General features: G+C 38.6%; 8 protein-coding genes. 4 read left to right on the top strand and 4 right to left on the bottom strand.

What is annotated here, in order from left to right:
• Nucleotides 1-89 precede the first annotated feature (89 nt).
• Nucleotides 90-971: an IS982 family transposase gene (locus tag B2866_RS06055; protein ID WP_296191596.1), complete on the top strand. Its 882-nt coding sequence runs from the start codon at nt 90-92 to the stop codon at nt 969-971.
• Nucleotides 972-1,124: 153 nt separating this feature from the next.
• Here the strand turns inward: B2866_RS06055 and B2866_RS13255 are convergent, their stop codons facing one another.
• Nucleotides 1,125-1,349, bottom strand: a complete 225-nt coding sequence (locus B2866_RS13255) for a TdeIII family type II restriction endonuclease (RefSeq protein WP_409520904.1) — start codon at nt 1,347-1,349, stop codon at nt 1,125-1,127.
• A 223-nt stretch (nt 1,350-1,572) separates the two neighbouring features.
• On the opposite strand from B2866_RS13255, the gene B2866_RS06050 reads away from it, so the two are divergent.
• A complete protein-coding gene (locus B2866_RS06050) occupies nt 1,573-2,736 on the top strand; it encodes a zinc-dependent alcohol dehydrogenase (protein WP_200663390.1) in 1,164 nt (387 codons plus the stop codon).
• 189 nt (nt 2,737-2,925) lie between these two features.
• Here the strand turns inward: B2866_RS06050 and B2866_RS06045 are convergent, their stop codons facing one another.
• Complete coding sequence (locus tag B2866_RS06045) at nt 2,926-3,156, bottom strand: hypothetical protein (RefSeq protein ID WP_296191591.1); 231 nt, start codon at nt 3,154-3,156, stop codon at nt 2,926-2,928.
• Nucleotides 3,157-3,288: 132 nt separating this feature from the next.
• Here B2866_RS06045 and B2866_RS06040 point away from each other — a divergent pair, with 132 nt between their 5' ends.
• Nucleotides 3,289-3,879 (top strand): recombinase family protein, encoded by a 591-nt coding sequence (locus tag B2866_RS06040; protein WP_144296423.1) that lies wholly within the window; start codon nt 3,289-3,291, stop codon nt 3,877-3,879.
• A 253-nt stretch (nt 3,880-4,132) separates the two neighbouring features.
• Here B2866_RS06040 and B2866_RS06035 read toward each other — a convergent pair whose 3' ends face one another.
• Nucleotides 4,133-4,987 (bottom strand): DMT family transporter, encoded by an 855-nt coding sequence (locus tag B2866_RS06035; protein ID WP_296191588.1) that lies wholly within the window; start codon nt 4,985-4,987, stop codon nt 4,133-4,135.
• A 156-nt stretch (nt 4,988-5,143) separates the two neighbouring features.
• On the opposite strand from B2866_RS06035, the gene B2866_RS06030 reads away from it, so the two are divergent.
• Nucleotides 5,144-6,034, top strand: a complete 891-nt coding sequence (locus B2866_RS06030; protein WP_296191586.1) for a LysR substrate-binding domain-containing protein — start codon at nt 5,144-5,146, stop codon at nt 6,032-6,034.
• A gap of 153 nt (nt 6,035-6,187) precedes the next feature.
• Here B2866_RS06030 and B2866_RS06025 read toward each other — a convergent pair whose 3' ends face one another.
• Complete coding sequence (locus tag B2866_RS06025; RefSeq protein ID WP_296191584.1) at nt 6,188-6,457, bottom strand: transposase; 270 nt, start codon at nt 6,455-6,457, stop codon at nt 6,188-6,190.
• Between the last annotated feature and the right edge of the window lie 40 nt (nt 6,458-6,497).

Raw genomic sequence — 6,497 nt, 5'->3', positions numbered from 1 at the left:
ACCCCACTCTCAACTTCGAAAGTGATTGAAAAAAGAAGAGCATCTCACTAACCTATTGTTTTCGACCAAGAACACAATGGAGTAATGAGATGCCCATAGAAGAATTTATCATCAATATCTATTTAATGGTAGAGCAATATTACAAAATAGTTGTCACCAAACCATTGCGAGGTGCAGGTTACGCCCCTAAACTCACTGACCCTGAAATTATTTGCATGGAGCTGGTAGGTGAGTTTTTGAATATGGATCAAGATAAACAGATCTGGCAATACTTTACCCAGCATTGGCAAGCTTGGTTTCCAGCTATAGGCTCGTACCCTAACTTTGCCAAGCACTGCAGCAATCTATGGCAAGTGAAAAAACGGATACAGGATAAAGTCAGTGAAATCGAAGGTCGTGATAATGTTCATCTGATTGATGGCTTTCCTATACCTGTTTGTCATTATGGACGAGCTTACAGGCATAAAAACTATCAAGACCTAGCCGCTTTCAGTTACTGTGCAGCCAAGCAAGAAAAATACTATGGCTTTGAGGGTCACTTGCTTGTTACCTTATCGGGCATGATTAAGGGATTTACTATCGCCCCTGCCAATGTTGATGAAAGAGAAGTTGCTCCAGATATTACTAGTCATATTCACGGTCTACTTGGCGCTGACAAAGGCTATATCAGCCCTAAACTTGTTCAATACTATGACGCTCAAGGGGTGGATCTACAAACACCGCTCAGACGTAATATGAAGGATGACCGATCTAAAGCTGTAGTAAGACGATTAATGAAATCCCGCCGTATCGTTGAAACTGTGATCAGTCAGTTATCTGAACGATTTAATATACAAAAGGTACGAGCAAAGGACTTATGGCATTTGTCTCATCGATTGATTCGTAAGATTCTGTCGCATAATTTGTGCTCTGTACTCAATAAACAACTTGGCAACCCACCTCTTCAGTTCGAATTGCTTATTTCAAGTTGAGAGTGGGGTGTAATAAATAAGAATCTACATTCCCTCCCGCTATTTTGACATAAAGCCTTTGGTTTTTTCTAGCGTAAAATGTATAGGAATCATAGAGCCTTTCCTAAATTTCGTGTAAGTACTTCTACAATCTAAATGATAGTTACACACTTTTTAGGAAAGGCTCTTTAAAGCCTTCTCGATATCTTCTTTAGACTCAGAACCGACCTCTCTAAAAATATCAACCATATCATTGAGTGAAAATTGACCACCTGACACAAGCTGCCATAACTCGTCACCTACTAACAGATCTTGGCGGTCATAAAAGTTGCCCCAACGCTTATAATTATTATCCGTTCTCGACTCAGGGTTATAAGGAATGGCGATGTAGGTTTGAATTTTATTAGTATCCTAAATTAGTTGACCACTACAACTTTTCACTTACAACACGCAACCTTTTTAACACACGTTGATTATAAATCTCGATTTTCAAGGTGCTAATATAATTGAGTAATACTTAACTTAGATAACATAAACCACTGATTCTAATAACTTTCATCTTGTATTATCACAGATTATTGGTTTATCGAGATTTTGCAATCTTTACTTAATTGGAGAAATTATGCGTGCTTTAACTTACCACGGTGCTAAAGATGTGCGAGTGGACAATGTCCCAGAACCTAAACTGCAAGAAAAAGATGATGTTATTTTACGTGTGACTGCAACTGCAATTTGTGGCTCAGATTTACACTTATATCGTGGCAAAATGCCTGCAACTGAGGAAGGCGATATTTTCGGTCATGAGTTTATGGGTGTGGTTGAAGAAGTAGGCTCTGAAGTCACTGCTGTTAAGAAAGGCGACAGAGTTGTTATTCCTTTTGTTATCGCATGTGGTAACTGCTTTTTCTGTCAGCATGACCTAATGTCCGCTTGTGAGACTACAAATACAGGCCCAGGCGCTGCTATTAATAAAAAAATAATTCCGCCACCGGCTGCTTTATTTGGTTTTAGCCATTTATATGGTGGGATTCCTGGTGGACAAGCAGAATTTGTACGGGTTCCTAAAGGTAATTTTGGTCCGTTCAAAGTACCTGGCTCACTGTCAGATGAGAAGGTTTTATTTTTATCAGATATTTTACCAACTGCTTGGCAGGCGGTGACTAATGCCAATATTACTAAAGGTTCAACCGTAGCTATTTATGGTGCGGGTCCTGTGGGGTTGTTATCAGCAGCTTGTGCCAAAATGTTAGGCGCTGAGCAGATCTTCGTAGTAGATCATAATGACTACCGTTTGCAGTATGCCAAAGATACGTACGGGGCTATTCCGGTTAATTTCGATAAGGTAGATGCTGCTGAATTCATCATTGAACAGACCAAAGGACATCGCGGCGTTGACGGCGTTATTGATGCGATTGGCTTTGAAGCCAAAGGCAGTATGCTAGAAACAATAATGACCAATTTGAAAATTGAAGGGTCAAGTGGTGCAGCTTTACGTCAATGTATTGCAGCTGTGCGTCGTGGCGGGGTCGTTAGTGTTCCTGGTGTGTATGCAGGACCCATTCATGGTTTCTTATTTGGTGACGCTTTTGATAAAGGGCTTACTTTCAAAATGGGCCAAACCCATGTACACAAGTATTTACCACAATTATTAGAGTATATTGAAAATGGTGATTTATCACCTGAAGCTATTATTACTCACCGTATGAATTTGTCTGACGCTGCTAAAGGTTATGAAATTTTCGAAAAGCGTGAAGAAGAATGTCGTAAAGTCATTTTAACTCCTTAATTTTTCAAATTTACCCTTAACTTTTAACTTTTAACATTTAAGAGTTAAGTCATAGCTGCTTTAACGAGATTATCTTAAATAATGATTATCGTTAAAGCAGCTAGTAAAAAAATCTTTGACTTGCTTTTCTCTGCACACGGCAACAAAATCACCCCCTAACCGATTTTCATGGGTTTAGGGATTAAAAAACTAACTAACTGTCTTAGATGGTCTTAAAGCTTGGAAGTGTAAAGCACAATAAACTTTCTTATATTTATCAGGATCATCTTTATTAGCTACAAACCCTTTGCTAACCAACTTTACCGAGTTAAATGTTTCACCTTCATCATTAGTTATCATAACAATCAAGTTTTGATCCTCAAAACTTTGGAGTTCTTTAATCAGCTCTTTAATTGTCTTAGTTCTATCTTCCCATTGCACTATACCTAAAAAATAAAACCTCTAAACGATAATATATCTATCATTAGGCTTGTTATTAATGTTAAATGATAGTAATATCTTATTATTATCAATGAACATTGGTTATTAAGTCTAAATAATATAGGTGGCGTTATGACCGTTCGTATTTATGTGAGAGCCAGCACTAAGGATCAAGACGCTAAGAGAGCCTTGTCTGACTTGATTAGCTTTAGCCAAAGCTATAACGATAACCATGTTGAGTACGTTGAGCATTTCAGTGGTACAAAGCTCGATAGGCCAGTATTAGCTAAGCTATTAAAGGACGCTGATCAAGGCGATATTCTGCTGGTTGAAAGCGTGGACAGATTAAGCAGGCTATCTCAAGATGATTTTGCAATTCTAAAGCAGCGCATCAAAGACAAGGGCTTGCGATTGGTGGTGGCCGATCTACCAACCACACATACGGTAAGTAAGGGCATGACAGGTGAGATCCTAGCAGTGATTAACCATATGCTGATCGACTTGTTAGCAACGATGGCAAAGCTTGATAACGATAAGCGTAGAGAGCGTATTAAGCAGGGGTTAGCGAATAGTGGTTATAAGCCCACAGGTAAGAAAGCCAATACAGTGAAACATAATCGTATTAGAGAGTTGGCCAGTCAAAACAATATGACGAAAGAGGAGATTGCTAAGGCGGTTGGTGTTGGGGTGGCTACGGTTTATCGGGTGTTAAAGCAGGGCTAACAGCTGAATAGTTGAGGTATTTTAAATAACAGTTTGTCTTTTTTATAGACACGATACTATTAGATACATAAGAACCAACTTGGAAGTTTTTAATCATGCAACCGACTTATTATAGTGTTTAACAAGTAATCTACAGTTTCGTCAAGCATGAACCGATGTAAACGTTAAATAACATTTTAGTCTTATTCATAACTTTTATTATTTCTTATTATTTATGGCACGTCAGCTTGATTAGGTTTTAAAAGCTATTATCCTACCCAATTTTTTGTCTAAACCTCATAGATTCAAGAGTAGCCAGCCATATCAAAGGTAGAATAATCAGCGCAGACCCTACTAACAAAGTCATATTTGGCACTTCATTAAACCATATGATTCCAACCACCACCGCCCCTATTAAACCTGAGTATTCCGCACTAGAGACTTTGTACGCTTCAATGTGTCGATACACCTGTACGCATATACCTGCATAAATCAAAATAAATACATTTGAACTGGCGGCCGTAATCAATGAGTGCCAATCAAATGGCTGTCCTTCCCAAATAGCCAAACCAAGCGAGAATGGGATTCCTAATAAATTGGTCAAAAGTAGCGTTTGATAGACAGTATGATGTTGTGGAAGTTTACGAACTAACAGATTGTTTAGCGCCATGGTTACCGCCACTATAAGGGCAAACACCGCCCCTAAATTGATCTGTTTCGGTTGTACAATAACGAGGATACCAGCAAAACCTAATATAGAGGCTGCGATAGTCGGAAAATTTAATCTGTCTTTATAAAATAAAAAACCCAGTGGTAATACAAATAAAGGGGCGGCATAAAAAATAGCATTCGCAGTCGCAAGAGGCAGTGCTTGAAGAGACAGTACCATGAATATCACACCCAATAACCACACGTGACTACGAACAAAGTGCCATTTTATATTACTGAATAACTTGCTCTTTTTATAGATCAAACAAAATGGCAACAGCATTAAAACCGCTGTGCATTGACGAAACAGGATAAATTGATATACCGCCGTCTCAGAGGGCAAGGCCTTTATCAAGGCGTCTGAGAAGACCGCAATGATATTTCCTAGTACCAATAGCGTCATGGCAAATGCAACACTCATCTTTGGCATTCTTAGCCTCCTCGCCCTACTCTGTATTCAGAAACTGTTAAAACCCCAATGGGTTCATGCTGATTTAACGATCTGTCAGGCAGTATATTCAAGTAACGGTATGATGTATAATGATATAAAACATATTTAGTATTACCTGAGGTAATAATGGATTTACCACCGCTGCGTGCAATACAGTGCTTCGAGTCCGTTGCACGGCTTAACAGCTTTTCAAAAGCAGCAGAAAGCCTCAATGTGACACAAAGTGCCGTGAGTCACCAAATACGCATCCTTGAAGAGTATCTTGGGGAAGCAATGTTTTACAGGCAAGGCCGGACCTTTTCGTTGACAGAGGTTGGTGAGCGTTATTTCACAGATGTGAGTGGCGCATTGGGTCTACTTTCAGATAGTAGTCAGATTATTAAACATGGAAAACCTGGGCATATACGCTTAGCTCTGTACAGTTCAGTCGCAGTGAATTGGTTGATTCCTCGACTAGAAGACTTCTATAGACAGTATCCAGAAATAGAACTTACTTTAGATATGGTTAATCATCCCTCTGATTATAATGAGCAAAGGGCCGATTGTTATATCACCGTCGATCCTCCTCCACATGCTTTCATCAGTAAGTTTTTATTTACTGAAACTTTATATCCTGTGTGTGGTCAAAAGCTTTGGGAGAAAATAAGAGATAAACCCCTTCCTGACGCATTGTGGCGGCATCCAATATTGTCTGTGAGATATGCAGATACAAGCGTGAATACAGCAGAGGATTGGCTGCGGTGGTGTAAGGCAGGCGGATTTGAATTGCCAAGCGATATAAAGATAAATCATTTTAGTCATGTACTACTAGCGATAGAAGCCGCAAGGTACAATCTGGGCATTACTCTTACCAATAATTATATGATGCAGGATGACGCTTATAAACAAAATATCGTTAGAATTCCAATGCACGAATTTCTAACAGGGGACCAATTTTACTTCGTTTGCAAGGAATTAAAGAAAAATCAGGATGATATTATTAAACTATGTAAATGGTTAGAATCTCAGTGTGAGTAAAGAAATCCTCTATCTTATTTGTTGTTACAAGAAAAATAATGATTTGTTAAGGGGTTTAAAATGATGATTTAGAAAATCCCGATCAACAATTCATAAAGACTCATATCCTCAATAAATAGTCATTTATTTTATCTGATCTTAAATAAGATATAGTCAATCCAACTTAAAGTTGTAACAGCAGACATTGCTGAATAAATGATTTAGATCATTCTCACCCCAGCCCTGCCTGAGCTTTTTTACCTCAGCCCATTTGTGTTCAATAGGATTTAGATCAGGACTGTAAGGCGGTAGCCAGAGTATACGGTGACCGTGTCGGTTTAATAGCTTTTTGATACGTTTGTTCTTATGAAATCTGGCATTGTCCATGACGATGACACATTTGTGACCAAGCTTTGGAATAACGTTATATATAGCTAAGCACACCTAAAAGTGTTATAAATTAATTATCAAACCCAATTGTTAT

Source organism: Psychrobacter sp. UBA3483, from assembly GCF_002377905.1.
In the GTDB taxonomy this organism is placed as follows: domain Bacteria; phylum Pseudomonadota; class Gammaproteobacteria; order Pseudomonadales; family Moraxellaceae; genus Psychrobacter.
The sequence above is the reverse complement of the archived record's forward strand: the minus strand, read 5'-3'. Positions and strand labels throughout refer to the sequence as shown.

Excerpts from the sequence above, each read along its gene's own strand:
- B2866_RS06055 (WP_296191596.1), top strand. The coding sequence starts at position 90 with ATGCCCATAGAAGAATTTATCATCAATATCTATTTAATGGTAGAGCAA.
- B2866_RS06050 (WP_200663390.1), top strand. The coding sequence starts at position 1,573 with ATGCGTGCTTTAACTTACCACGGTGCTAAAGATGTGCGAGTGGACAAT.
- B2866_RS06040 (WP_144296423.1), top strand. The coding sequence starts at position 3,289 with ATGACCGTTCGTATTTATGTGAGAGCCAGCACTAAGGATCAAGACGCT.
- B2866_RS06035 (WP_296191588.1), bottom strand. The coding sequence starts at position 4,987 with ATGAGTGTTGCATTTGCCATGACGCTATTGGTACTAGGAAATATCATT.
- B2866_RS06030 (WP_296191586.1), top strand. The coding sequence starts at position 5,144 with ATGGATTTACCACCGCTGCGTGCAATACAGTGCTTCGAGTCCGTTGCA.